24 protein-coding genes are annotated in these 24,527 nt (G+C 50.6%); 22 read left to right on the forward strand and 2 right to left on the reverse strand.

Annotation, left to right across the window (positions count from 1 at the left end):
- Window positions 1-528 precede the first annotated feature (528 nt).
- Window positions 529-1,569 carry a serine hydrolase domain-containing protein gene (locus JUF13_RS11830; protein ID WP_203639843.1) on the forward strand — a complete coding sequence of 347 codons (1,041 nt, stop codon included), beginning with the start codon at window positions 529-531 and terminating at the stop codon, window positions 1,567-1,569.
- A gap of 367 nt (window positions 1,570-1,936) precedes the next feature.
- Here JUF13_RS11830 and JUF13_RS11835 read toward each other — a convergent pair whose 3' ends face one another.
- A complete protein-coding gene (locus tag JUF13_RS11835; RefSeq protein WP_203639844.1) occupies window positions 1,937-2,641 on the reverse strand; it encodes a type 1 glutamine amidotransferase in 705 nt (234 codons plus the stop codon).
- Window positions 2,638-3,987, reverse strand: coding sequence for a Mur ligase family protein (locus JUF13_RS11840; RefSeq protein WP_203639845.1), 1,350 nt, complete (start codon window positions 3,985-3,987; stop codon window positions 2,638-2,640). Before JUF13_RS11840 ends, JUF13_RS11835 begins: the two co-directional genes overlap by 4 nt.
- A 1,035-nt stretch (window positions 3,988-5,022) precedes the next feature.
- On the opposite strand from JUF13_RS11840, the gene JUF13_RS11845 reads away from it, so the two are divergent.
- The 21 genes from JUF13_RS11845 (at window position 5,023) to JUF13_RS11945 (ending at window position 24,435) form a co-directional block, all read left to right on the forward strand.
- Entirely contained in the window at window positions 5,023-5,619 is a 597-nt protein-coding gene (locus JUF13_RS11845; RefSeq protein WP_125766049.1) for a thymidine kinase, read from the forward strand.
- A gap of 216 nt (window positions 5,620-5,835) precedes the next feature.
- Window positions 5,836-6,921 (forward strand): peptide chain release factor 1, encoded by a 1,086-nt coding sequence (gene prfA, locus JUF13_RS11850; RefSeq protein ID WP_203639846.1) that lies wholly within the window; start codon window positions 5,836-5,838, stop codon window positions 6,919-6,921.
- Window positions 6,914-7,753 (forward strand): peptide chain release factor N(5)-glutamine methyltransferase, encoded by an 840-nt coding sequence (gene prmC, locus JUF13_RS11855; RefSeq protein ID WP_203639847.1) that lies wholly within the window; start codon window positions 6,914-6,916, stop codon window positions 7,751-7,753. Before prfA ends, prmC begins: the two co-directional genes overlap by 8 nt.
- A 27-nt stretch (window positions 7,754-7,780) precedes the next feature.
- Window positions 7,781-8,797: an L-threonylcarbamoyladenylate synthase gene (locus JUF13_RS11860; protein WP_203639848.1), complete on the forward strand. Its 1,017-nt coding sequence runs from the start codon at window positions 7,781-7,783 to the stop codon at window positions 8,795-8,797.
- Window positions 8,798-9,086: 289 nt separating this feature from the next.
- A complete protein-coding gene (gene glyA, locus JUF13_RS11865) occupies window positions 9,087-10,328 on the forward strand; it encodes a serine hydroxymethyltransferase (RefSeq protein WP_203639849.1) in 1,242 nt (413 codons plus the stop codon).
- Window positions 10,329-10,424: 96 nt separating this feature from the next.
- On the forward strand, window positions 10,425-11,060 hold the full coding sequence (gene upp / locus JUF13_RS11870; protein WP_203639850.1) for a uracil phosphoribosyltransferase: 636 nt from the start codon (window positions 10,425-10,427) through the stop codon (window positions 11,058-11,060).
- 902 nt (window positions 11,061-11,962) lie between these two features.
- A complete protein-coding gene (atpB, locus tag JUF13_RS11875) occupies window positions 11,963-12,682 on the forward strand; it encodes a F0F1 ATP synthase subunit A (protein ID WP_125766043.1) in 720 nt (239 codons plus the stop codon).
- A 32-nt stretch (window positions 12,683-12,714) separates the two neighbouring features.
- The gene (gene atpE / locus JUF13_RS11880) at window positions 12,715-12,927 is read left to right on the forward strand and encodes a F0F1 ATP synthase subunit C (RefSeq protein ID WP_125575374.1); all 213 of its coding nucleotides are present in this window, start codon (window positions 12,715-12,717) and stop codon (window positions 12,925-12,927) included.
- Between the two features lie 65 nt (window positions 12,928-12,992).
- The gene (gene atpF, locus JUF13_RS11885) at window positions 12,993-13,508 is read left to right on the forward strand and encodes a F0F1 ATP synthase subunit B (RefSeq protein ID WP_125766042.1); all 516 of its coding nucleotides are present in this window, start codon (window positions 12,993-12,995) and stop codon (window positions 13,506-13,508) included.
- Window positions 13,498-14,040 (forward strand): ATP synthase F1 subunit delta, encoded by a 543-nt coding sequence (atpH, locus tag JUF13_RS11890; protein WP_203639851.1) that lies wholly within the window; start codon window positions 13,498-13,500, stop codon window positions 14,038-14,040. Before atpF ends, atpH begins: the two co-directional genes overlap by 11 nt.
- 30 nt (window positions 14,041-14,070) lie before the next feature.
- On the forward strand, window positions 14,071-15,600 hold the full coding sequence (atpA, locus tag JUF13_RS11895; protein WP_203639852.1) for a F0F1 ATP synthase subunit alpha: 1,530 nt from the start codon (window positions 14,071-14,073) through the stop codon (window positions 15,598-15,600).
- Between the two features lie 29 nt (window positions 15,601-15,629).
- On the forward strand, window positions 15,630-16,529 hold the full coding sequence (locus JUF13_RS11900; protein WP_203639853.1) for a F0F1 ATP synthase subunit gamma: 900 nt from the start codon (window positions 15,630-15,632) through the stop codon (window positions 16,527-16,529).
- 22 nt (window positions 16,530-16,551) lie between these two features.
- Window positions 16,552-17,967 carry a F0F1 ATP synthase subunit beta gene (gene atpD, locus JUF13_RS11905; RefSeq protein WP_125766038.1) on the forward strand — a complete coding sequence of 472 codons (1,416 nt, stop codon included), beginning with the start codon at window positions 16,552-16,554 and terminating at the stop codon, window positions 17,965-17,967.
- Window positions 17,968-17,980: 13 nt separating this feature from the next.
- On the forward strand, window positions 17,981-18,400 hold the full coding sequence (locus tag JUF13_RS11910) for a F0F1 ATP synthase subunit epsilon (RefSeq protein WP_125766037.1): 420 nt from the start codon (window positions 17,981-17,983) through the stop codon (window positions 18,398-18,400).
- A 1,094-nt stretch (window positions 18,401-19,494) separates the two neighbouring features.
- Entirely contained in the window at window positions 19,495-19,725 is a 231-nt protein-coding gene (locus JUF13_RS11915; protein ID WP_125766036.1) for a DUF1146 family protein, read from the forward strand.
- A 27-nt stretch (window positions 19,726-19,752) separates the two neighbouring features.
- Complete coding sequence (gene murA, locus JUF13_RS11920; RefSeq protein ID WP_125766035.1) at window positions 19,753-21,060, forward strand: UDP-N-acetylglucosamine 1-carboxyvinyltransferase; 1,308 nt, start codon at window positions 19,753-19,755, stop codon at window positions 21,058-21,060.
- 182 nt (window positions 21,061-21,242) lie between these two features.
- Window positions 21,243-22,247: a rod shape-determining protein gene (locus JUF13_RS11925; protein ID WP_203639854.1), complete on the forward strand. Its 1,005-nt coding sequence runs from the start codon at window positions 21,243-21,245 to the stop codon at window positions 22,245-22,247.
- Between the two features lie 28 nt (window positions 22,248-22,275).
- Entirely contained in the window at window positions 22,276-22,578 is a 303-nt protein-coding gene (gene yidD / locus JUF13_RS11930) for a membrane protein insertion efficiency factor YidD (protein ID WP_203639855.1), read from the forward strand.
- Window positions 22,579-22,590: 12 nt separating this feature from the next.
- Window positions 22,591-22,815, forward strand: coding sequence for a DUF2969 domain-containing protein (locus JUF13_RS11935; protein WP_125766032.1), 225 nt, complete (start codon window positions 22,591-22,593; stop codon window positions 22,813-22,815).
- A 96-nt stretch (window positions 22,816-22,911) separates the two neighbouring features.
- A complete protein-coding gene (locus JUF13_RS11940; protein ID WP_203639856.1) occupies window positions 22,912-24,117 on the forward strand; it encodes an FtsW/RodA/SpoVE family cell cycle protein in 1,206 nt (401 codons plus the stop codon).
- A 15-nt stretch (window positions 24,118-24,132) separates the two neighbouring features.
- Entirely contained in the window at window positions 24,133-24,435 is a 303-nt protein-coding gene (locus JUF13_RS11945) for a glycine cleavage system H family protein (RefSeq protein ID WP_203639857.1), read from the forward strand.
- Window positions 24,436-24,527 lie beyond the last annotated feature (92 nt).

Consider the following 24,527-nt stretch of genomic DNA (forward strand, 5'->3'; position numbering starts at 1 on the left):
GGGAACCCGCTAAGGCAACTCCCACGGCTGAGCCCATTTTCACCAGCCCTGCGGCTAACACACGTTCAACCCGTAAGCCCGAGTGGTTGCGTTCGTTTGCCGCTTGCTCGGTGGGTGTTAGGTTTGTTTTGGATTTCTGAATAAAATTATTAGTGCTCTGCCCAATTTGGGTGGGGCACTTTTTTGAGGATAGGACCTGGTTGCGTTCGTTCCTGGCACCTTGGCGCGCCTCTGGTCACTGCCACGACCGGCCCAGTTTTTCCAGCCCTGCGGCTGACACACGGCTAACCCGTAAGTTGGGTGGTTGCGTTCATTGGCTGCTTGCTTGGTGGGTGTCAGGTACGATTTGAATTTTAAATGAAATTATCGGTGCTCTGTCCAATTTGGGTGGGGCACTTTTTATTTTGGGTTGCGCACAGCGTCCATGCCTGTTCAGTGATTACGCAAGTCTTAACCGAATCTTGGATTGCCAAGGCGAAAGCCAAACGGGTACAATGGGGGCTAGTAGAGAAGAGAGAGGTGCGGTCCATGACGTATACGCAAACGAAGGCGGCCCTACAGCGGCTGGTTCAGGAGAAAGTGGTGCCAGGGGTCAGCTTTGCGCTGATTGACGGCGACCGGGTGGAAACGGGGCAGTACGGGCAAGCCGCGCTGGTGCCCGCTCCCGAGCCACTGCGGCCGGGCATGCTGTACGACGTGGCTTCGTTGACCAAAGTGGTTGGCACCCTGAGCGTGGTTTTACAACTGTTGGCGGAGGGCCGGCTACGTTTGGTGGACCGGGTCAGTGACTATCTCCCCGAGTGGCAGGATACGCGGGTCACGATTCAACACCTGTTGACGCACACCTCGGGTATCACCGGCTACATTCCTAACCGAAATCAGTTGGCCGCACCAGAATTGACGGTCGGATTGTTGGGGCTGCACGTTGGGCCCACCTTTAATCGGAAGATGGTGTACGCGGACGTGAACTATATTTTTCTGGGCTGGATCGTTGAAAAAATTCTCGGCGACCCGATTCAGGTGGTCGCGCAACGTCGGGTGCTGACGCCTTTAGGCATGGTCCACAGCACGTTCACACCGGCCAACCCGTTGGCCTGCATTCCCACGGCCCAAACGGTTGGACGGGGACTCGTGCGCGGTGAGGTTCACGACCCCAAGGGTTACGTGTTGCAGCGGCGATGCGGGTCGGCGGGCTTATTCAGTACGGTGGATGATTTGGCCCGGTTCTGTCAGGCCTATTTTCAGCCGGAAAAGGTCGCCGCGGTCTTGCCACCACTACTGGTTAACCATTTAGCCCATGACCTGACACCCAACGGTCGTGCCGGTCGTTCCTTAGGCTGGGCGCTGACCGCAGCGCAATGGCCGACACCGCACCGCGTGATTTGGCATTCGGGTTTCACGGGAACGTATTTGGTCATCGACCAGGCGGCCAAACAAGCCATGGTTTTCCTGACGAATCGGGTCCATCCGGTGGCGCCCAACGAACCGTACCTGGACCAACGCAACGCGGTAATTGGCACGTATTTGGCGGAGAAGAGCCGTTACAACGCCCATGATTTTAGCCGTTAAATGAAAATGTCGGAAGGATTTATCCGTTCCCGGCGGTGGATTCAAGGTTCCCTGCTGTGGGGCACGGTTCCAGCCTGAGAGGCGGTCTTCCACCTCGCCTGGGAGCCTTGCTTAAGAACGCAAGGCTCTCAGGTCGGCCCATGTTCTAGGCTGAGGAAGGGCAATTCAGTCAAGAACATCGACACAGCAGGAAACCTTGATCCACCTCTGGTCACTCAGGCTAGTCGTATCGTTGATTGTGGTTGGCAGTTTTAACTGGATTAGCCGAGACTACTCTGCAAGATAGAGTCCGGAACTAAACCACAAAAATAGCGTCCCACCAACATCCAGATTGCATAGATGTTAGTGGGACGCTTTATTTAGTCAGTTAGAAAGTTGCGGGAATTGGTAAGGCTTCCTGTTGACTGAAGTCAGCGTCCGGATATTTCCGTTGCAACGCTGCGACCAGCAGGTGCTTAGCAATGTCGCCGTTCCGGGTCAGAATCGGGCCATGGAAGTAGGAGCAATAAACGTTCTTGTAAATCGCGCCTTCCGTGCCGTCCTCACCGTTGTTTCCCTTACCGGAGACGACGTTACCCAGTGGGCGCTCGTCCTTCCCCAGATAGGTTAACCCTTGGTGGTTTTCGAAGCCGTGGTAGGTCTCGCCAGTTTCCTGGTTCTTGATGACGATGTTGCCAATGAACCGGTTGTGGTCCTGAGCCAACGTGTAGTGGTCCAGCGCCCCGATACCGGGCAGCTTTTCGCCGTCAGCGCCGATGTAGTAGTGGCCGAGCAGCTGGAACCCGCCACAGATGGCCAACAGGGGACCGTCTGATTCGATAAATTTCGTCAGCTCAGCCTTTTTCGTTTGGATATCTTGCGAAACGATGGTCTGCTCAAAGTCTTGGCCACCGCCGAAGAAGGCGAGGTCGTAGTCGGCCGACTTGAAGTCTTCTTCCAGGCTGACGACCTTAACGTTTAAGCTAACGTCCATTTGCTTGGCATAGTAGTTCAACGCCAGAATGTTCCCGACGTCACCGTAAGTGTTCATCAGGTCGCCGTACAGGTGGGCGACGTTTAGTTCGTAGCTCATAGTCCGAGTCCCTCCTTGACGTAGCCTTTATCGGCCAAAATCTTGCGCATTTGCAGCATGGCGGTGTAGGTCGCCAACACGTAGACACGGTCGGTCGAGACCTTCTTAATCTCATCGACCACTTTTTCCAAATTCGGTTCCACAATGTGCCGGTCGTCAGGAATACCCGCGACCTTCAGCCGGAACGTGATGTCCTTGTAGCGCTCACCACCGGTAATCACCGTCGGAATGTCGCGGTCGGCCAGCTGTTCAAAGTCGCCGTCCCAGATCCAACTGGTGTCGATGCCATCGGCGTAGTTGGCATTTAACAAGCCAACTAGGGAAAACGGATGCGTGTCGGTGCCAATCATGTGGAGCACTTGGTCCAGCCCCACGGGGTTTTTAACCAGGATAATCGTGACCCGCTTGCCATCGACGTCGATGACCTCTTGGCGGCCGAAGACCTGTTGGTTGGCGTTGAACGCATTGCTGATTTGAATGGGGGTGACGCCCATGAAGCGGCCCACAGCGTAGGCGGCCAGCGCGTTGTAGATGTTATAGGTCCCACCGACTTGAATCTTGAAGGGGTGACCGTCGATTTCAAATTTAGAAGAGGTCGGCGTTTGTTCCCCCAACTTGGTCAGGCGGTAGGTCAGCTCTGGCCGGGAGAATCCACAGTTCGGGCAGAAATACTTGCCTTGGTTACTGTAGGTCAGGGAGTGGTAGTGCAAGATGTGCTCACAATTGGGGCACAGCACGCCATCCGTGTTGGGCTTGGCCTTCATGTCGGTGTCGGGCTGGTCATCGAAACCGTAATATTCAATCGGGTTCGGTAACTCCTTGGAATGAAAAATGGGAGAATCGCCGTTGGCAATAATGGTTGCGTTCGGTGCCAGCGCCACGCCATCCAAAATCTTTTGGTAGGTGGTGTAAATTTCACCGTAGCGGTCCATTTGGTCCCGGAAAATATTGGTGAAGACAAAGGCTTTAGGCTCAATATATTGCGTGACCTTGATGACGTTCGCCTCGTCGACTTCCAGCACGGCTAAAGGCCGGCCAGTCTTGGGGTTCTTGGCGTTTAAGAAGGTCGTGACGATTCCTTGTTCCATGTTGGACCCGGTGGGGTTCGTCAGAATAGACGGATACTTTTCGTGCAAAACGGAGACGGTCAACGCCGTCGTTAACGTCTTCCCGTTAGTTCCCGTGATGACAATAACGTCATACTTGGCGCCTAACGTGCGTAAAATGTTGGGGTCGAGCTTTAACGTAATTTTTCCGGGGAGGGAACTTCCCCCGTGTAGAAACGTGTGGAGAAACCAGTAAGAGGATTTCCCCGCGAAGGTGGCAACGCCGCTTCTGAATGACATGCAATTCGCTCCTTAATCGCGACAAGATTTTTTTAATGTCGGTTTCCTGAATATTCAAGCCTTAATTTTAGCATTTTTTAGGCGTTTAGGGGAGTCCAACGCCCCATCTTTCCCAAAACGCAAGGAACACTTGAGGTTAGCCGCTCAGTTTTTGTTGGTTTAGTGATTGGGGTTGCTGGTGATTTGCCGCCTGCGGCTTCCAGGGCTGCGCCTGCTGTGGGGCACGGTTCCGGCCTGAGGAGCGGTCCTCCACCTCGCTTTGAAACCTCGCTGAGGGTCGCGAGGTTTCAAAGTCGACCCGTGGTGTAAGGCCGAGAAAGCCCACTCGGTCTAACGCCACCGACACAGCCGTCTCCGCCCTGGCTTCCTCCGGCTCTAGGTTGTGGGTCGACACTAAGTTAGTTGAGAGCGGTCAACTCGAGTGCTGGGTGTGCTGGTCACATTCTGGTAGGACTTGTTACTTGCGTGTGACACTAGAATGTGAGGGAGTAACCTTACGTAAATTTAAACAGCGTGTCGCCCCGAGTGGATGGTTTAATTCGTGGTCAGTCTTAGTGACCAGAGGCGGATCAAAGCGGACAGCTGTGTCGGTGGTCTTGGTTGGGGGGGCTTTCCCAACCTAGAGCACGGGACGACCTTTGAGACCGGTCTGGGGGCTCAAAGTCGAGCTGGAAGACCGCTTCACAGGCTGGAACCGGCTTCACAGCAGGGTGCTTTGAATCCGCCGTCGGGAACGGTGAATGACAAAGGGTGGGACGTCCCCTAGAAAATAAACTAACGTTAGCCGGAGGGATGAGGAAAATGGGCCCAGCCGTGGGAATCCCCTTAGCGGTGGGCTTTACCGGTTAGGGGATTGGTGTCTTTGAGACGTGGGCTCCGGCTCAAAGCATCCCAGAGACCGTTCTTTGGCTCTGGGTGTCCGCCCACCGCGTTCCGGTCCCATTTTCATCATCCCGGAGGCGTTGACAACGACTGTTTAATTTTCTAGAGGAATCGGCTATAATAGATAGAAACTGTCAAAAAGGTGGGAGTAACGTGGCGCAGCTATTTTTTCGGTACGGCGCAATGAATAGCGGGAAGACCATTGAAATCTTGAAGGTCGCCCATAACTATGAGGAACAAGGCAAGCGGGTCATCATTATGACCAGCGGTTTGGACACGCGTGACGGGGTGGGCCAAGTTGCTAGCCGCATTGGGTTAAAGCGCACGGCGCACCCAATTTATAAAGACATGAACCTGTACGATGAAATCCAACGCTTGGATGCTCAGGCGGACTGCGTGCTGATCGACGAGGCTCAGTTCATGACCAAGGACCACGTGTTCCAATTGGCCAAGGTCGTGGATGAGCTGCACATTCCCGTGATGACGTTTGGACTGAAAAATGATTTCCGCAACGAACTGTTTGAGGGCTCTAAGTACCTCTTGCTGTACGCGGACAAGATTGAGGAAATGAAGACCATCTGCTGGTTCTGTACCAAGAAGGCCATCATGAACTTGCGATTCCACGACAACAAGCCGGTCTACGAGGGCGAACAGGTCCAAATCGGTGGCAACGAGGCCTATTACCCCGTTTGCCGGCGCCACTACTTTAATCCGCCATTGGATCAGATTGGGAAGTCTCGGCCAAAGTAGCGGCCTGGTCGGCACTAACCCGTTACAGTGACCGCTAGCTATGGTACACTGTAAGTTCTGGTCGAGAAGTGACCGGTAAATTAATTTAAAATGAAATGGTGTTGGTCGATGTGAGTTTCTCACATGACATTGGTAAGGCAACAATAGCCTTTTAAAACAACCTGTCAACAGCACCAATTAAACGCGCACGCTAATTTGAAACGAGGTTAATATCGAATGGATGAAATGTTTGACAAGCTCCAAGCCGTGGCCGACCGCTACGACGAGCTGAACGAATTGATCAGTGACCCTGAAGTCATTGCCGATACGCAAAAATTTATGAAGCTTTCCAAAGAAGAAGGGGAACTGCGGGAAACGGTGGACAAGTACCACCAATACCAAGACGTGACCCAACAAATCGCCGATGACGATGAAATGTTACGCGAAAAGCTCGACGATGACATGGATGCCATGGTCAAGGAAGAATTGAAGGACCTGACCACGCAAAAGGAACAACTGGAAGACGACATCAAAGTCTTACTGTTGCCTAAGGACCCTAACGATGACAAGAACATCATCATGGAAATCCACGGGGCCGCTGGTGGGGACGAAGCCAGTTTATTTGCGGCCGACCTTTTCAGCATGTACTCCAAGTACGCCGAACGCCAGGGCTGGAAGATTGAAATCGTTGACGAGAACGCCACTGAAGTTGGTGGGTTCAAGGAAATCGTTTTGATGATCACCGGTGACAAGGTTTATTCCAAGCTGAAGTATGAAAACGGTGCGCACCGAGTTCAACGGGTACCCGCCACGGAATCTGCTGGTCGGGTCCACACCAGTACCGCCACGGTCGGGGTCATGCCTGAAGAAGAAGACGTGGACATCGATATCGACCCGAAGGATATTCGGACCGACGTGTACCGGTCATCTGGTGCCGGTGGCCAACACATTAACAAGACCTCTTCCGCCGTGCGGATGACCCACTTGCCAACTGGTATCGTGGTTGCCATGCAAGACGAACGGTCACAACAACAAAACCGAGCCAAGGCCATGACCATCTTACGGGCTCGGGTCTACGATTACTACAAGACCCAAGAAGAAGACGCCTACAACGCCGAACGGAAGTCAGCCGTGGGGACCGGGGATCGTTCCGAACGGATCCGGACCTACAATTACCCCCAAAACCGGGTAACTGATCACCGGATTGGCTTGACGTTAAACAAGTTAGACCGCGTGATGAACGGGGAATTGGATGACATCATTGATGCCCTGATTCTGTCCGATCAGGCTGCCAAGCTTGAAAATTTAAAGAATAATGGCTAAAACGACCACCATTTTGATGGCGTTACGGGCTGCCGAGCAACAGTTAGCGGCGGCCGGCCAAGCGACCAGCGTTGCCCAGTATTTACTACAAGAGGGGCAAGGCTGGTCCTTTACCGAACTGGTCCAACACTATCGTGAATCGGCCACTCCAGCGTTCCTAGCGATGTATCAGGCGCAGGTGGACCGCGTGTGTGCGGGTGAACCAGCCCAGTACGTGTTAGGCCACGCACCGTTCTTTGGCCGGGAGTTTCAGGTGACTGCGGCCACACTGATTCCCCGCCAGGAGACGGAGGAGCTGGTCGAATGGATTTTAGCATCCGTGACGACACCCATTAGTCTGTTAGATGTGGGCACCGGCAGCGGCGCCATTGCAGTGTCACTAAAGGCCGAGCAGCCCGACTGGACCGTGACGGCGACGGACATTTCCGCCGCGGCGGTCGAAGTTGCCCGGGCCAATGCGCAGGCGCTGGCCACCCCCGTAACGTTTGCGGTGGGCGACCTGTTAGCGCCGGTCAGTGGGCAACGGTTTGACGTCATCGTGTCAAACCCGCCCTACATCGACCACACGGAATTACCAGAAATGGATGAGTCCGTGAAACGCTTTGAACCCCAAGGGGCGTTATTTGCGGCGGACCACGGCTTGGCCTTTTACCGGCGATTTGCGGCTAGTATCGGGGACTTTTTGGTGCCTCACGGCCAGTTGTTCGCAGAGATTGGCTATCAACAGGGACCGGCCGTCAAGGCAATCTTCACGGCGGCCTACCCGCAAGCCACGGTAACCATTAAGGCGGATATCAACGGTCATGACCGGATGGTGCGCGTGCAATTGTGAATTTAGGATGGGAGCGTAGAAATCAGTATGGAAACAAAGATTTTTCAACCAAACGAAATTGATGAGGCCGCGGCCGCAATTCGGGCAGGACAACTAGTGGCCTTCCCCACGGAAACCGTCTATGGTCTAGGAGCCGATGCCACCAATGAGGCAGCGGTTAAGCAGGTTTACATCGCCAAGGGACGTCCGAGTGACAACCCCCTGATCGTGCACGTGACCGGTGAAGACACGGTCAAAAAATACGCCGAACCACTGTCAGATAAGGCTGAGGCCTTGATCAAAGCCTTTTGGCCCGGTCCACTGACGTTGATCTTTAAGCTCCAACCCGGGGCCTTGTCCAAGGCCGTTACGGGTGGCTTGAATACGGCCGCCTTTCGGAATCCTGCGAACCAGGTCACGCTAGACCTGATCAAGTCCGCCGGCGTGCCGTTGGTGGGACCCTCTGCCAACACGTCAGGCAAGCCCAGTCCAACCTTAGCCAAGCACGTCTACCACGACTTGAATGGTAAGATTGCCGGCATCCTCGACGACGGCCCAACCAAGGTCGGGGTTGAATCGACCGTGCTGGACATGTCTACGGACATTCCAACCATTTTGCGGCCGGGTGGTGTGACCGAGGAACAGTTGGAAGCCGTCATCGGGACGGTGCAATCCAACCATCACAAGGTCGGCAAGGGTGAGATTCCCAAGGCCCCAGGGATGAAGTACAAGCATTACGCGCCAAACGCACAGGTCACCATCGTGGATGACGAAGCCGATTGGCCAGCTGCTTTGGCCTGGGCCGCACAACAGACAGGGACGATTGGCGTTATGGCCCTTGACCACACGTTGGCCAACGAAACGTTACCAGCCAACACCGAGGCCTTTTCGTTGGGCGCCGACATGGCCAGTGCCAGCCACCGCTTGTTTGCGGGACTGCGGCACTACGATTTGGAATCACCCGTGACCGGCATCTTGGCCCAAGGCTTCGCGGCCGAAGGATTGGGTGCGGCCTACATGAACCGGTTGAACAAGTCGGCCGGGCAACAACACTTTGAAAAATAAATTTTGATTAATAGCTTGGCTCGAGACGCGGTAAACGTTTCGAGCCTTTTTTGTGCACTTTTCTAAGTTAGTTGGGCGGCTATCAAAACCAGGAGCGCGTAGTTGTTTCCTGAGCGGGGAGAGCTTACGCTGATGAGTGGGGCGTTGCGGGCAAATGAGGTCGTTAGTCAGGTCACGCTTGCCAGTGGGCAGAACGACGCGTTATAAAATAATAAATAGTGCGAAGTAGTCCCGCTGGCGGTCAAAGTTTGGTAGAATAAAAATAATCACAGTTCAGGAGGGAACGCCATTGAATTTTAAAGAAAAAGATCCAGAATTATGGGGCGCCATTGCGAAGGAAGAAGAACGTCAAGAAGATACCATTGAGTTGATTGCTTCCGAAAACATCGTGAGTGAGGCCGTCCGGACGGCGCAAGGTTCCGTGTTGACCAACAAGTACGCCGAAGGTTATCCGGGCAAGCGTTACTACGGTGGCACGCAGTACATCGATGTTGTCGAACAATTAGCCATTGACCGTGCGAAGAAGTTGTTTAATGCCGAATACGCTAACGTGCAGCCACATTCTGGTTCCCAGGCCAACCAAGCCGTCTATGCGGCCTTCCTAAAGCCTGGCGACACCATTCTGGGGATGGGCCTGGATGCCGGGGGCCACTTGACGCACGGCGCCAAGGTCAACTTCTCTGGAAAGATTTACAACGCCTATAGTTATGCCCTCAATCCAGAGACCGAACTCCTGGACTACGATATGATTCGTGACCTAGCCAAGGAGGTCAAGCCACAGATGATTGTGGCCGGGGCCTCAGCTTATTCCCGCATCATTGACTGGAACGCCTTCCGTGAAATTGCGGATGAAGTCGGCGCTTACCTGATAGTTGATATGGCCCACATTGCCGGGTTAGTCGCCGCTGGCCTGCACCCAAGTCCCGTGGGGATTGCCGATGTGGTGACGACCACGACGCACAAGACCTTACGTGGCCCTCGTGGGGGACTGATCTTGTCTCAAGCCGAAAATGCCAAGCGCATCAATTCCGCCGTTTTCCCTGGAACTCAGGGTGGTCCACTGGAACACGTGATTGCCGGGAAGGCCGCGGCGTTCTTTGAAGACCTCCAACCAGACTTTACCGATTACGGCAAGCAAATCATCGAAAATGCCCATGCCATGGCCGATGAGTTCAGCAAGGCTCCAACCGTGCGCGTTGTTTCTGGGGGGACGGACAACCATTTGATGACCCTGGACCTCTCAGCAACCACGCTGAATGGGAAGCAGGCCCAAGAATTGTTGGATAGTGTCATGATCACCACCAACAAGGAAGCCATTCCTAACGAAAAACTCAGTCCGTTCAAGACTTCTGGCATTCGGTTAGGGACGCCAGCCGTGACGACCCGTGGGTTTAACGCCGACGAATGCCGCGAGGTGGCCCGTTTGATTGTCCAGACGGTTTTACATCCAGACGATGAAGCCAGCCTGCAGGATGTGCGCGAAAAAGTTCACGCATTGACCAGTGCCCACCCGTTATCAGTTTTAGACTAAAAAAATTGCAATAAAAACGTTTTCATTACAAATTAGGCGTTTTGGTAGCGGAAATCCATGGTACAATTGTAAGAAATCATAAAGGAGCGCTCATTCATGGGAAAGTTTCAAGTACTTGACCACCCGTTGATTCAACACAAACTGACAATTATCCGGAACAAGGACTGCGGTACCCGCAGCTTTCGGGAGGTTGTCAACGAGATCTCGACCTTAATGGCGTACGAAGTGTCACGCGACATGCCATTGAAGGATAAAGAAATCGAGACACCAATGGGCAAGATGACTGCCAAGGAACTTTCAGGAAAGAAAGTTGCCATTGTTCCAATCTTACGTGCCGGTATCGGTATGGTTGATGGAATTTTGGAATTGATTCCAGCTGCTAAGGTTGGTCACATCGGGATGTACCGTGACGAAGACACCCTGCAGCCTCATGAATACTTCTTCAAGATGCCTTCTGACATCAATCAACGGCAAATCTTCATCGTTGATCCGATGTTAGCAACTGGTGGCTCAGCCATGATGGCAATTGAAGCATTGGAAAAGCGTGGCGCCGATCCTAAGAACATGAAGTTCGTGTGCTTAGTTTCCGCACCAGAAGGGGTCAAAGCCTTACGTGAAGCTCACCCAGACGTTGATATCTATGCTGCAGCGTTGGATGATCACCTGAACGAAGATGGCTATATTGTCCCAGGTCTCGGCGATGCCGGTGACCGCCTGTTTGGAACGAAGTAAACGTCAAAGAGATTCGGCCTTTTGGGCTGAGTCTCTTATTTGTTTGAAAAGAGTGCGGAACGAGCCGCTTAGACGCTGAGCATTAACGTAGCTAAGAGAATAACCCTGGGCTTGGGTTATTTTCTTAGCTGGGTTAAGCGCAGGCGTCTGGCTCGTGTAGCACGTTTCGGAAGAGGCCAGGGTCGAGGATAGTAAGCGTGGAGAACTAGATTAACGCTCTAAAGCAGTCGTAAGTGAACTATCTTGAACTATTTTTTAGCTAGGGTAAGTCCCCAGCATGTAGGCCACGTTTCACTGGCTACAGCAAGACGGGTCCATCTCAGAAAATAAGCAGTCTAAAATAAGCGTCAACAGCCCACACGCCAATAGCCCTTAGAACGTCACTAAGCGATTTCACCCGTAACACCTACCATTATGGAAGAAACTGGTTAAAAGCGTCAGTTAAGCCCCACAACTGCTCTGAACACGATGTCCATCAGTTTGTGAAGGCTCAGCGACAAGTTGAGCCTTCATATATAGTAGAACGGTGATAAAATTGTTTATTTGGTGAGTCATTTAACGACTAGATCCAGTCGGTCCGCTGAAGCGACTGATTGGTAAATAGTTGTGGGCGAAAAATGGTCTAACCAGAAATTTTTTTATCTTGGCGAGTGCGCACGCAACTACACGGTGAAACCGATATCAATCCTTTTATAGTCTGAACTCCAGCTCATTTCACATGAATGTTCAGAGTATGAAAAATTGTTTTGTCTTTTATCTGAATTGGTGGTATCATTTCCAGTGTATTTGAATGGAGCGCTCGCTTCGTTCACTATTCCGCGTTTCTTGCGAGATACCCGGCTTTGTCGAGGGATTTAGCTGAGGAAATGCGTTCATATAGTGTGGAAAAGAGGTGATATTCGGTGAATGGTGATCCAGTTTCGACCTTCCAATTTTTGGGGCTGACATTTAGCACTGCCAACGTTGTATCCGGCCTTATTGTTTTTGCGCTGATCGTTGCAGTTGTTTTTTTCTGTTCTAGAAAATTGGCCATGAAGCCATCCAAAGGGCAAAACTTCTTGGAATGGTTGATTGATTTTACCAATGGAATTTTGAAGGGGTCCATTCCAGCCGACGATGTCGGTAAGTTTGGCTTGTGGGGATTCACGTTATTCTTCTTCCTCTTCCTGTCTAACGAATTGGGATTATTCATCCAAGTGGCAACGCGTGGGGGTGCGACAATCGTTCGTAGTCCAACGTCTGACCCAATTGCGACATTGACGTTCTCGTTGATGACCATGATGGTTGCGCAATTCGCAGGTGTTTGGAAATTAGGATACAAGCGACACTTCACAAACTACCTGAAACCTTTCGTGTTCTGGCTTCCTATCAGTATTTTTGAGGAATTCACGAACTTCCTGACGTTGGGTCTCCGTATTTTCGGGGTTATCTTCTCTGGTGAAATGCTATTAGGGGTAATCTGGGATCTGGCAGCTTCACACGGTATTGCAACGATGGTGGTTGCGGTACCAATTGAAATGGCTTGGCAAGGGTTCTCTGCTTTCTTAGGGGCTATCCAAGCGTTCGTCTTCGTTACGTTGTCATCAGTTTATATTTCTCAAAAGCTTGAAGTCGAGGAATAAGTTTTATCTAATTTAAGGAGGAAACACAGATTATGGGAGCTATTGCAGCTGGTATTGCTATGTTTGGTGCCGCCGTTGGTGGTGGTATCGGTGACGGTATCGTTATTTCAAAGATGCTTGAAGGTATGGTTCGTCAACCAGAATTATCAGGTCAATTACGGACGAACATGTTTATTGGTGTTGGGCTGGTTGAAGCCATGCCTATCATTTCCTTCGTTGTTGCTTTGATGGTTATGAACAAGTAGTCACAATCACAACGAACAACCGGTAAAAATTGTAATTATCTGATAGCAAAAGGAGGTGTCAATAGATGCTCTCACATTTAGTGATTGGTCAGGCGCTTTATTTTGGAGATTCACTTTTCTACATTGTTACGTTCTTACTTTTGATGTGGATCATTAAGATTTTTGCTTGGGGTCCAGTGACGAAGATGATGCAGGATCGGGCTGACAAGATCAGTAATGATATTGACTCAGCTGAACAATCCCGTAACGATGCCGCTGACTTGGTACAACAACGCCAAGCAGCCTTAGCAAATTCTCGTTCAGAGGCGCAAACGATTGTAAACGATGCGAAGACCAATGGTCAACAACAACGCGAACAAATTGTCACGGCTGCGCAAGCGGATGTTCAAACAATGAAGCAAAATGCCCAAAAGGATATCGAACAAGAGCGTCAAGACGCTTTGTCCAATGCCCGGAACGATGTGGCGGATTTATCTATTGAGATTGCTTCCAAGATCATTCAACGAGAATTAAAAGGTGACGACCAAAAGGCATTAATTGATTCTTATATCGAAGGGTTGGGGAAGCAACATGAGTCTTAATAGGGCAACGGTAGCAAAGCGCTACTCCAAAGCATTATTTGAATTGTTGTCCGAAAAAGACCAACTGGAGTCAGGCTACACAGAGATCGAAGAACTTCGGCGTATCTTCCAGGACAACCCACAGTTGAGCACGATGCTCTCAGACGCTAGCCTGCAGGTTGCTGAACGTCAAGCCTTGATTCAACCATTGTTGGACCAGGCTTCACCGTACATCAAGAACCTGATTCAGATGGCTTACGACTATGGTCGGATGGAAAACTTAGTCGATATCATCGACGCTTTCCAAAAGCTGTATGATGAGGCCCACAACACGGTCTATGCTGAAGTGACGACGGCAGTCGAATTAACGGCTGATCAGAAGTCACAGATTCAATCCGTCTACGCCAAGCGCGTAGGGGCTGACAAGGTGATCTTGAGCAGTAAGATTGATCCCGCCGTTATTGGTGGCGTCGTGATTAAATCTGCTGATACGGTTCTTGACGGTAGCTTACGAACTAAAATTAATCGTTTACGGCAGCAACTGCTAGCATAACGAATTCGGTGATAAAGAGGTGAAACTTTCATGAGCATTAAAGCTGAGGAAATCAGTGCTCTAATTAAACAACAATTAGAAAGCTATAAGGATGAAATCTCAGTTGAAGAAACTGGTACGGTTACTTACGTTGGTGATGGTGTCGCTCGGGCCCACGGTCTGAACAACGCTTTGCAAGGTGAGTTACTGTTGTTTGACAACGGGGTTTATGGAATGGTCCAAAACCTCGAAGCCAGTGACGTTGGTATTGTTATCTTGGGTGATTTCACTGGAATCACTGAAGGCGATACGGTTAAGCGGACTGGCCGAATCATGGAAGTTCCCGTTGGCGATCAACTGATTGGCCGGGTTGTTAACCCATTAGGTCAACCAATTGACGGTAAAGGGGACATTTCCACGGATAAGACCCGACCAATTGAACATAAAGCACCAGGGGTTATGGACCGGCAAGGGGTTAGCGAACCTCTGCAAACCGGGATCAAGGCCATTGATGCCTTAGTTCCAATTGGACGTGGCCAACGGGAATTGATCATTGGTGACCGGAAGACTGGGAAGTCCTCCATCGCTATCGACACGATCATTAACCAAAAGGGCCAAGACATGATTTGTATTTATGTCGCTATTGGTCAGAAGGCTTCGACGGTTCGTGCACAAGTGGCTACGCTGGAGAAATTTGGCGCCATGGACTACACCATCGTCGTAACCGCTGCACCATCTGAACCAGCCCCAATGCTGTACGTGGCACCATATGCCGGTGCAGCTATGGGTGAAGAGTTCATGAACAACGGCAAGCATGTGTTGATCGTCTATGATGATTTAACCAAGCAAGCCGATGCTTACCGTGAACTTTCTCTGATTCTGCGGCGTGCGCCAGGTCGTGAAGCTTACCCTGGTGACATTTTCTACACCCACTCTCGTTTATTGGAACGGGCAGCTAAGTTAAACGATAAACTTGGTGGCGGTTCAATGACGGCCTTACCTGTCATTGAAACCAAGGCCGGTGACGTTTCTGCTTACATTCCAACCAACGTTATTTCCATCACCGATGGTCAAATCTTCCTGAACAGTGATTCCTTCTATTCAGGTGTTCGGCCAGCCATGGATGCCGGGACTTCTGTTTCCCGGGTTGGTGGGGACGCTCAAATCAAAGCGATGAAGAAGGTTGCCGGGACTTTACGGTTGGACTTATCTGCCTACCGTGAACTGGAATCCTTCGCACAATTCGGTTCTGATTTGGATGCCGCTACCCAAGCGCGGTTAGCACGTGGGGCCCGGACCGTTGAAGTCTTAAAGCAAGGCTTACACGAATCCGTTCCTGTTGCTAAGGAAGTTATTATCTTGTTTGCTTTGACACATGGTCATTTGGACAAGCTCGAAGTTGAGGACGTTTTACGTTACCAAAACGAGTTGTTTGATTACATGGACGCCAGCCATCAAGATCTCGAAGACACAATTACCACGACTGGGAACTTGCCAGAAGGCGACTCCCTGGAAAAGGCCATTGCTGAATTCGATACGACTTTCCAACCAACTGCCAAGGCCGACGACTCGGCTAATTAAGATACTTGAAGGAAGGATGGTGAGAAATAATGGCTGAATCAATTCATGACGTTCAACGTCGAATTAATTCCACGAAAGCGACCCGTCAAATTACGGCGGCGATGCACATGGTTTCGACGGCGAAGTTAAATAAGATTCAGAAACAAGCAGTCGGCTACCAAGACTATGTTTCTAAGGTTAAGGCTGTCGTCATGCATCTTTCGCAGTCTCATCTGTTGGATAATTCCTCAAGTAGCCTACAGTCGAACCGTCCAGTAAAGAAAACCGCATATTTGGTGATCACCTCCGATCGTGGTATGGTGGGAAGCTACAATAGCAGCGTCTTACGGGATGCCAATGCGTTCATTAAAGAACGGACGCCTAATCAAGACGACTACATGATTTTAGCCGTCGGCGGTACGGGTGCTGATTTCTATCGGCACCGGGGCGTTAACGTGGCCTATGAATATCGTGGGGTCAGCGATGTGCCTGAATTCAATGAAGTTCGGGAAATTGTGAAGACCGTAACCACGATGTTTAACAACGAAGTGTTCGATGAACTCTTCGTGTGCTACAACCATTTTGTTAACCGAATCTCATCTCGTTTCCGGGCTGAGAAGATGTTGCCAGTCGACAAGGAAACAATGACGACTGATGCGGCAAACGATACGCAAGCATCGCCCTTAACGGCTGAATACGACACGGAGCCTTCTGATGAAGCTGTGCTCCAAGTTGTGTTACCGCAATACGCGGAAAGCTTGGTTTATGGTGCGATCTTGGACGCAAAGACGGCCGAACATGCATCAAGTACCAATGCGATGCAGTCTGCTACTGATAATGCCGATGATTTAATCGCGACGCTGCAACTGCACTACAACCGTGCACGTCAAGCACAGATCACGACTGAAATCACCGAAATTACCGGTGGTCAGGAAGCCTTAAATAATTAATGACGGGAGGAATTAACGAATAATGAGTGCTGGTAAAATTGTTCAAGTTATCGGACCTGTTGTCGACGTTGAATTCCCGTTGAATGATGAATTACCTGACATCAACACTGCCCTAAACATCAAAAAAGATGATGGTAGTGTCCTTGTAACCGAAGTTGCCTTGGAATTAGGTGACGGGGTTATGCGGACCATTGCCATGGACGGTACCGATGGTCTTCGTCGGGGACTGGAAGTAGAAAACACTGGTGCTTCTATTTCTGTTCCTGTCGGTGACGACACACTGGGTCGGGTGTTCAACGTTCTCGGAAATCCAATTGACGGCGGTGCCGAATTTGGACCAGACGCAGAACGGATGCCAATTCACCGTGATGCACCTAAGTATGACGAATTAAACCCTTCAACTGAAATCCTGGAAACGGGTATCAAAGTTATCGACTTGCTCGAACCTTACGTTCGTGGTGGGAAGATTGGGTTGTTCGGTGGTGCCGGTGTTGGTAAGACCGTTTTAATTCAAGAATTAATTCATAACATTGCCCAAGGCCATAACGGGATTTCCGTCTTCACCGGTGTTGGTGAACGGACCCGTGAAGGTAACGATATGTACTGGGAAATGAAAGGCTCCGGGGTTCTGAAGCAAACGGCCATGGTCTATGGTCAAATGAACGAACCTCCTGGTGCCCGGATGCGGGTTGCCTTGACTGGTTTAACGATTGCGGAATACTTCCGTGATGTTAAGGGCCAAGACGTTCTGTTGTTCATCGATAACATTTTCCGGTTCACGCAAGCCGGTTCTGAAGTTTCTGCCCTCTTGGGTCGGATTCCTTCAGCCGTTGGTTACCAACCAACGTTGGCTACTGAAATGGGTCAGTTACAGGAACGGATCACGTCGACGAAGAAGGGGTCTATCACCTCTATCCAAGCCGTTTACGTGCCTGCCGATGACTATACCGACCCTGCTCCTGCCACGACTTTCGCCCATTTGGATGCTACGACCAACTTGGAACGGTCTTTGACCCAACAAGGGATTTACCCAGCCGTGGACCCATTGGCTTCAACGTCAACTGCTTTGGCCCCTGAAATCATCGGCCAAGCGCACTACGACGTGGCGACGGAAGTTCAACATGTCTTGCAACGGTACCATGAATTGCAAGATATCATCTCTATCTTAGGGATGGATGAATTATCCGATGAAGAACAAACGATTGTTAACCGTGCTCGGCGGATTCAATTCTTCCTGTCACAACCATTCTCCGTGGCTTCACAGTTTACGGGTATGGAAGGGAAGTACGTCAAGCTCGATGACACGATCCGGAGTTTCAAGGATATCCTCGATGGTAAGTACGACGACCTTCCAGAAGATGCTTTCCGGAACTGTGGTCCTATCGAAGATGCTGTGGCCAAGGCTAAGCAAATGAATGACGCCGTTGCCAACAATTAGGGAGGGATTCTAATTGGCTGATAATCAATCAGTGTTATCTGTTAGTATCGTTACCCCTGATGGCCAAGTTTACGAAGGTAAGAGCGACTTATTAGTTGTGAAGACCACGATTGGTGAACTTGGGATTATGTATAACCACGTGCCGCTCATCGCTTCTTTGGAAGTCGATGAGACGCGGATCAAGTTAGGTGAAAACGAAGATAAAATTGCCGTTAACGGTGGTTTCTTGGAATTCTCTGACAACGTGGCGACCATTGTTGCAGACAGTGCGGAACGTCAAGACGATATTGACGTCAATCGGGCTGAAAGTGCTCGTAAACGTGCTCAAGCAACGATTGAAAAGGCCCACGCCGCGCATGATGCTGACTCCCTTGCACGGGCTGAAGTAGCATTGCGTCGAGCTGTTAACCGGATCAACGTCGCTAAGCACTAAACTCTTAAACAAATTCTTGTTTGAACGGTCCATCGCCCTTGGCGATGGCCGTTTTTTTTTTGCGCTTTGGTTTGCGCTCCCGGCGGCAATCTTCGCTACCGCTGCTGTGGGGCACGACTGCGCTCCCGGCGGCAGCTTCAAGGTGCTCTGCTGTGGGGCACGATTCCAGCCTGAGGGGCGGTCTTCCATCTCGCCTGGAAACCTCGCAAAGGGCGCAAGTTCCCCAGGTCGTCCCATGCCCTAAGCTGAGTGAGAAACCTCGGCTAATGCCATCGACACAGCTGAGTACCTTGAGCCGCCTCTGGTCGCTCACATGGTGTAGGAAAAATCGTCACGGTTAGTTCATGGTTTAGTTGTCGTCGTGGGAGAGAAAGTTACGACTGTTGTTTAGTGTTCCTAATGTTGGTTTGATTGTGCATAGTCCGTCAAAGAAAATGGTCGTTGGATTAGTCTTTTGTGTGCTGGGTTTACTAACACTGAGTGGGTGATTTCAGATTTGCTGGTGCTGGATGGTTGTCAATTTTCCTCCCATGATGATTTTATATTTTGTCTGCGTGGAGAATAATTAATCTTTGATTGCCTGATGATTAGTAGGGGTGAGACGCCATAGCCGAGAAAGGCGGGGACTTTCTGGCGGGATTCTGTGTTTACCTGAAAATTCGTTTTCAGTCGCGAAGTAAAATTGGTAGCACAAGAAAAAATGGGTGATACCTGTGCTAATTGGTCTTATTTTGGGCATGAGCGTCAATTTTCAACGACTAGCCAATGAAAATTGCAGGCAGCTTTTTGGTCGACACTTTTTCGGTTTTAGCTGTGGGCCTTCACCAAGTTATTTCGGGATTGATTTTGTTGTGAAAGGTTGTGCAAATCACAAGTGGTTTAAGGTATGTACGGCGTGGCTAGACGCGTTTTCAGTTGGCAAAGTAAATTGGCGGTTTAACGGTTTATCCGATGATTTAACCAATAGTTTGTTCAGTTTAATTGGTCAAATAAAAAAATTGTAATATTACAAACGCCGATTTTATAGGAATCTCGGGGACAAGTCCGAAAATTTATGCTATAGTTAGTGAGAATGTTTAGAAGGGATTGAGGGAATGTCACTCATTGGGTTACAGGGAATCTTAACGATCATTAGTCATTTGTTTTTTATTGGGATTGCATTTTGGGCAATCTCTGCGTTACACATTGAACGATTAATGACGTTCTATCCTCGGCAGTCACGGGTCTTGATCGTGATGCTGTCCGTTGCCATTGGCTTCGGGTGTAGCTCATTCTTTTTGGACTTCATCGATAACGTTCGTAACCTGGGCTATCTGTTACGGTAGACCCATAAAAATCTCTGGAGGTATCCCATGGAAAAAATTATCGTTCATGGTGGGAACCGCTTAACTGGTGTGGTCCACATTGAAGGGGCCAAGAATGCTGTATTGCCAATCCTGGCAGCATCTATTCTGGCCGAAGATGGACGCACTCATTTAGCAAATGTTCCGGTTTTGTCTGATGTCTATACGATGAATAAAGTCTTACGCTTCTTGAATTTAGGCGTCGATTTTGATGAAGCCAAACGAGAAGTCACGATTGATGCAACGAAGCAAGTTTCTAGTGAGGCGCCGTTTGAATACGTCTCCAAGATGCGGGCATCAATCGTTGTGATGGGGCCACTGTTGGCCCGCTTGGGTCATGCCAAAGTGGCGCTGCCTGGTGGCTGTGCCATTGGGACCCGACCAATCGATCTGCATTTGAAAGGCATGGAGGCGCTGGGTGCCCGCATCGAACAACACGATGGGTACGTTGAAGCCTTTGCCGACCACCTCAAGGGAACGCATATCTACTTAGATTTCCCAAGTGTAGGTGCCACGCAGAACATTCTGATGGCGGCCTGCTTGGCTGAAGGCACGACTGTGATCGATAACGTTGCCCGTGAACCGGAAATCGTGGACCTTGCTAACATCCTGAACAAGATGGGTGCGCACGTCCGTGGTGCCGGGACCGAAACGTTACGGATCGACGGCGTTAAGAAGATGCATGGGACCGAACACAGTGTGGTTCAGGACCGCATCGAAGCCGGCACGTTCATGGTGGGTGCTGCGTTAACACACGGGAACGTCTTGATTCAAGACGGTATCGTGGAACATAACAAGCCTTTGATTTCTAAATTACAAGAAATGGGTGTGCAAGTGACTGAAGAACCCGCTGGTATTCGGGTTATTGGGCCAGATAAGCTCCAACCAACGGACGTCAAGACCTTGCCTTACCCGGGCTTTCCAACGGATATGCAACCGCAGATGACCATCTTGCAGTTGGCCGCTGAAGGCACGAGTACGATGACTGAAACGGTCTTTGAAAACCGTTTTATGCACCTGGAAGAGTTACGGCGGATGAACGCTAATTACCAAGTGAATGGGCGGACCGTTGTGATGCACGGGCCAACCGATTTCAACGGCGCCGAAGTGGCGGCCACTGATTTACGGGCGGCCGCAGCCTTAGTCCTGGCCGGTTTAGTTGCCGACGGGTACACGCAGGTCACGAACCTGAAGTACCTGGACCGGGGTTACTACGACTTCCACAAGAAGTTGACGGCGTTGGGTGCTGAGGTCAAGCGGGTCACTGTCGATGACACTGACGCGGTGGTCTTAAAGAACTCGCACGTGAATAACTAGCAATTATCAGGGGTGGCAGTGATGCCACCCTTTTGTTATCCTTGAAGCTAGGTCGTCAGTTTTTTAACGGCCAGGGGACGGGGAACACCCGTGATATTTTGAGAAACCGTTTAGAGTTCACGCGGTTTATGGTATAATGAAATGTTGAAAATTGGCATTAAAATTCAGGAGGACGCATAAGTATGGCGAAAGACATTGGCATTGACCTAGGTACGGCGAACGTTTTAATCTACGTGGTCGGCAAAGGAATCGTATTAAATGAACCATCAGTCGTAGCAATCGACACGAAGACTGACAAGGTATTAGCAGTGGGCTCCGAAGCCTACCGGATGGTGGGTCGGACACCTGGTAATATCCGGGCGATTCGTCCGTTGAAGGATGGGGTCATTTCTGATTTCGACATTACCGAAGCCATGCTCTCCTATTTCATCAATAAATTAAGTGTAAAGGGCTTCTTATCCAAGCCTAACATCATGATCTGTGCCCCAACCAACATTACCGAGATTGAACGGAAGGCCATCATTCAGGCTGCCGAAAAATCCGGTGGTGCCAAGGTTTATTTGGAAGAAGAACCTAAAGTGGCGGCCTTGGGTGCCGGCATGGATATCTTCAAGCCTAGCGGTAACATGGTGATCGACATGGGTGGTGGGACCAGTGATATTGCCATCCTTTCCCTGGGTGACATCGTAGCTAGCCGCTCCATTCGGGTCGCTGGTGACCGGATGAACACGGAAATCGTGAACTACCTGAAGCATAACCACAACCTGATTATTGGGGAGCGGACCGCTGAAACCATCAAGATCAAGATTGGGACAGCTTATCCAGAACCCGGTAACGAAGAAAAGACCATGGAAGTTCGTGGCCGAGACTCCGTGAGTGGGATGCCAACCACGACGACCATTAACGCCGCCGAAGTGGAAATCGCGATTCATGATTCAATCGAACAAATCGTGTCCGCTGCCATGGCCGTGTTGGAAACGACACCCCCAGAATTGGCTGCTGACATCATCGACCGCGGTATCATGTTGACTGGTGGGGGTGCCTTGTTAGACGGCATCGACAAGCTCTTCTCCGAACGATTGACGGTTCCCGTCATCATTTCCGAAGACCCACTGGATAACGTGGCCAAGGGTGCTGGTGTGCTCCTGGAACACATGGACACCAAGACGGCTAAAGAAAATAACTAATTACGCTTAAAGCAAAGGGGGCCTGGCGTTGCGCCACATTCTAACTTGGCTCGTGCGCGGTTACCAACGGTGGATTTCACCGCTGTTTCCGCCGAGCTGTCGGTATTACCCGACGTGTTCGAATTATATGTTGCAGGCCTTGGCCAAACACGGCGCGCTGAAGGGCGGTCTGATGGGCATTGCCCGAATTTTACGCTGTCATCCGTTCGTACGGGGTGGCGTCGATCCGGTGCCGGACCATTTCACGCTGAAACGCAATGTGGCGGCTGAAAAAGCCTACCGCCAAGCCATGAAGTTAGATGAGGAACACCCAGAATCCCTCAGCAAATAAAGGAGAGTTGGCATGAGCAAACGAGAAAAATCTGTACAGGTAACCATTGATGAGCAAAAGCTCCCAGACGGTGGCACCATGTCCGTGCTGAAGATTGGCGACGAGACTATCGGCACGGTAACCCCAGTGGAAGACCGGCTAGAAGCCCAACTGAACGACGGGGACGTTTACCGCGTTAAATCCGTCGATGAGGGTGTCGAGTTGCTATTAAAGGACTACCACCTGCACCGCGGTTAATAAATTTTGGTAAAGTTGGCCGGAGTGAAACGTCGAATTTCACTTCGGCCTTTATAATTGAAATCAAAACCTAGTTTGAATTAAGGAGCAATCATTGTGGCAAAGAATGCGACAGAAAAACGGGGCGAGACGGAATCACGTATCGACTGGGGCATTATCTTCTGTGTCCTCATGTTGGCGTTGATCGGTGTCGCTTCGATCTACGTAGCGGCGACCCACGATAGTAGCGCCACCAGTATTACCTCTGCGGTGGTGTCCCAATTGGCTTGGTACGTGATTGGGTCGGTCGCCATCATTATCATCATGCAATTTGATTCGGAGCAACTGTGGAAAGTAGCGCCTCTCTTATACGGCTTGGGAATTTTCCTGCTGCTGGCGGTGTTGGTCTTCTACAGTCGGGCTTACTACATCAACACGGGTGCCCGGAGTTGGTTTGCGATTGGGTCGCTGACCTTCCAGCCCTCCGAAGTCATGAAGCCAGCGTTCATTTTGATGCTGGCACGGGTCGTGACGGAGCACAACAATGCCAACCCGATTCACACGGTGCGTACCGACTGGGTCCTGATTGGCAAGCTGATTCTCTGGACATTGCCAGTGGCCTTACTGTTGAAATTGCAAAATGACTTTGGGACCATGCTGGTGTTCTTCGCCATTGTGGGTGGGGTCATCCTGGTTTCCGGAATCACTTGGAAAATCATTGCTCCAGCCTTTGGCGCGATTGCCGTTGTCGGGGGGACCGCGTTAGCGCTGGTCACAACCGATGGTGGGCGGAAGATTTTGGAAAAGGTCGGTTTCCAGGCCTACCAATTCTCTCGGGTCGACACCTGGTTGCATCCCTCACAAGATACCTCCAATAACGGGTATCAGTTGTGGCAGAGTATGAAGGCCATCGGTTCCGGGGGCCTTACCGGGACGGGCTTCAACGTGTCACACGTGTACGTGCCCGTGCGTGAATCCGATATGATTTTCTCAGTGATTGGGGAAAACTTCGGGTTCATCGGCGGTTGTATCTTAATTTTCCTCTACTTCCTGTTGATCTACCAAATGATTCGGGTCACGTTCGATACCAAAAACGTGTTCTACGCTTACATCTCGACCGGGGTCATCATGATGATCCTGTTCCACGTGTTTGAAAACATTGGGATGAGCATCGGGCTGTTACCACTGACCGGTATTCCATTGCCATTCGTCAGCCAAGGGGGATCCGCGTTGATCGGGAACCTCATAGGTATTGGCTTAATCATGTCAATGCGTTATCATTATAAGAGTTACATGTTTAGTCGTAACGAATCGTTTAAGTAGAAGGAGATTATTTTCATGAGTGAAATGGTAAAGTACTTCTGGACGAAAGCAGTTAACGACGGCACTCGGATCGGTTTAACCACCGAGGGTCAAGACGAATTAGGCACGATCAAGTTTGCCAAGTTACCAGATGTTGGCGACGACGTTAAGAAGGGTGAAAACCTGTTGAGCGTTGAAGCTGACAAGGCGGTTTCTGACATTCCTAGTCCCGTTTCCGGTAAGGTGACGGCCGTTAACGATGCTTTGGCCAACGATTTCGATGCTTTAAACGGTAGCGATACTGATGCAGCTTGGTTTGTCGACGTTCAAGAAGACTAATCCTCGCTGAATACCAGAGGCTGTGACATAACTAGCCTCTGTAGAACAAAAATAAGGCACGAAACCGAACTTTGGTTTCGTGCCTTATTTCC

It is taken from the genome of Levilactobacillus wangkuiensis (assembly GCF_016861605.1).
GTDB classification, from domain to species: domain Bacteria; phylum Bacillota; class Bacilli; order Lactobacillales; family Lactobacillaceae; genus Levilactobacillus; species Levilactobacillus wangkuiensis.